This window comes from Mesorhizobium sp. M5C.F.Ca.IN.020.32.2.1, assembly GCF_004023105.1.
Lineage (GTDB): Bacteria > Pseudomonadota > Alphaproteobacteria > Rhizobiales > Rhizobiaceae > Mesorhizobium > Mesorhizobium wenxiniae.
Genome location: NZ_RZSX01000951.1, coordinates 1 through 2,280, shown reverse-complemented (window position 1 = coordinate 2,280; position 2,280 = coordinate 1). Strand labels below are relative to the sequence as shown.

The following is a 2,280-nucleotide window of genomic DNA, read 5'->3' as shown; positions in this document are numbered from 1 at the left end:
ATGCTGATCGGGGAAGATCAACGCTTCTTCCTGCCCGCTTCAGCGCTTGCTGGCGCCCTCATCCTTTCGGCAAGTTCGGTTGCCAGCAAGTCGCTCATTCCAGGCACGATCTTCCCGATCGGCATCGTCACCTCGCTTATCGGCATTCCCTTCTTCATCTCGCTGATCCTCTCGAATGTGAGGCGCTCATGGTAACGATCAGGCTCGATGGTCTCGGAGCCTTCCACGGGACGCGGCTCGTCCTTTCGGACGTTTCAACTCCCATTTTCCGAGGTGGCGAGGTAGTCGCCGTTATCGGGCCAAACGCAGCGGGCAAGTCAACGCTGTTCAAGCGCATCGCAGGGCTCTTGAAAGGCCCGGGGCGCGTCTGCCTCGAGGGAGCGGCGAAGGGACCGGACGGCATCTGCTACATGCCGCAGGATTCGGCAGCCAACGCGGTGCTGACCGTCTATGAATCGATCCTGCTCGCCCGCAAGCAGGGCTCTGCCTGGTCGGTTAGCGATGGCGACCTCGCACTCATAGACGGCATCCTGGCCGCGCTCAGCATCTCGGATCTTGCCTTTCGCAATGTCGGAGAATTGAGCGGGGGGCAAAGGCAGGTGGTGAGCATCGCCCAGACCCTCGCCCGCGAACCTGAAATCCTGCTCATGGACGAGCCGACGTCCGCGCTTGACTTGCACCGGCAGGTCGAGGTGCTAAGCTTTATGCGCGGGCTTGCGCGCAAGCACGGGATTGCGGTGCTGATCGCAATTCACGACCTCAATCAGGCCCTGCGCTTCGCTGACAAATGCATCGTCATTGCAGACGGCCGGATGATCGCCTGCGGCACGCCGGAAGATGTTGTCACCCCGGCGCTTTTGCGTGACGTGTACCGCGTCGAGGCGCGGATCGAGCGCTGCTCGCGGGGCATCGGTCATGTGATGGTGGATGGCGTCGCGGTCGAGACGGCAGCGGCTGCGTCGATAGCAGCTTAAGGCATCTGTGGTCGAAAGCCAAAACCTAGAAAATAGATCGAAAATTCTGCGTAAACGTTTGAATTAAAAACATTTGTTATCGCCCAGGCGGCTACTTGGGCGACGAAGGGAGGCGTTCACTGACGACCGCTGCACGTCCTTTGACGAGCCGCTGTTGTACGAGATACCTTGGGTAGACAGAGGTCTTGAAAACGCGCGATAAGGTTTAGCGCTAGATCCAGAGATGGCCGGGGCACCAGAAGATGGCACGCCGATTGTGCAACGCAATGCTTGGCTTCGCGGCGCTTGCCATAACCGCGTGCCAATCGGCTCCTGAAGCGCCGCAACCCACTCCCGAACCTGCATTAGAACTTGGTACCATTCCCGCCCAAACTGCCTCGGATCCTGCGGCTGTTCCCTCCGGCTCAGCAATTATGCATCAATCCGTGGCGGTCACTCCGCCTGACAAGGCCGTTCCGACAAAGTATGCTGTTTTTTCGGGTCTATGGGCCGGACGATTGGATGGGATGTATGACGCCATACTTGCTGTTCAGACGATTTCTTCCAAAGGGAAGGTAACGGTTACCTATGCGTGGGGAACCCTGGGCGACAACCATCCGGGAGAGGCCGCCGGCGCTGGAAGAATTGTGGGGAGTACGTTGAAGCTTGAGCGCCTACCGAATGGCGCAGACGTCAGTTTTGTCATGCGGCCCGACAGAACCCTGGCCGGAACCGTTAGGCTTGCCGGCCAGACTTACACGGGCGCGTTTCTCAAGCAATGATCAAAGACGTGTCTGAAGGCTATGTAGGGTCAGGTGACCGTTCCATATTGCAGCCTATTGTTACCGGGGTGGGGCCTGCAGGCCGTGACCAACGGCTACAATGGTTGCCAGGGCGTCGGCTGCATGGGCGACGACCCGGATAGGGCTGTCGACAATACTCCCAGTTTGACAAGGAGGGTGAACCCAACTTTGACGAGCACGGCAGCTACCAGGGTTGTCATGGCGCTGGCTGCCTCGTCGACGATCCCGGAGATGATGAACAATTTCTGATGGATCGTCTGCGTCAGACACTCTCGGACAAGTTTTAATCGGTCGCGCTCATCCGCAGCGCCGAAAGGTGCGGCGGGCTTTTGCGTCTGGAGTAAAGGCTTTGAGACGAAAGTTAGCGGCTTTGAGGCGTGTTCTCGCTGACGACAATTGCTGTTGCCCGATCAGCCCGCGTCCTTGTTCCAGAGGCGCGGGCTCCTGATCGAGAGATAACCGCAGGCGGTTGGGGTTATTCGACGCGCGCTTGATCGCCAGTCTATCCGCTATTTGCGGTGACC

At 58.9% G+C, this 2,280-nt stretch carries 4 protein-coding genes; 3 read left to right on the top strand and 1 reads right to left on the bottom strand.

Annotated elements, in window-relative coordinates; all coding sequences use genetic code 11:
* From EOA86_RS31345 to EOA86_RS40795, 3 genes are all read left to right on the top strand, one after another.
* Nucleotides 1-195: iron chelate uptake ABC transporter family permease subunit (locus EOA86_RS31345; RefSeq protein ID WP_164892168.1), on the top strand; the 195-nt coding region annotated here is incomplete at its 5' end.
* The gene (locus EOA86_RS31340; RefSeq protein ID WP_127210634.1) at nucleotides 189-974 is read left to right on the top strand and encodes an ABC transporter ATP-binding protein; all 786 of its coding nucleotides are present in this window, start codon (nucleotides 189-191) and stop codon (nucleotides 972-974) included. The genes EOA86_RS31345 and EOA86_RS31340, both read left to right, overlap by 7 nt.
* Before the next feature lie 266 nt (nucleotides 975-1,240).
* Nucleotides 1,241-1,735, top strand: a complete 495-nt coding sequence (locus tag EOA86_RS40795; protein WP_245497433.1) for a hypothetical protein — start codon at nucleotides 1,241-1,243, stop codon at nucleotides 1,733-1,735.
* 318 nt (nucleotides 1,736-2,053) lie between these two features.
* Here the strand turns inward: EOA86_RS40795 and EOA86_RS39685 are convergent.
* A partial coding sequence (locus EOA86_RS39685; RefSeq protein ID WP_206630187.1) for a hypothetical protein occupies nucleotides 2,054-2,280 on the bottom strand: 227 nt, incomplete at its 5' end.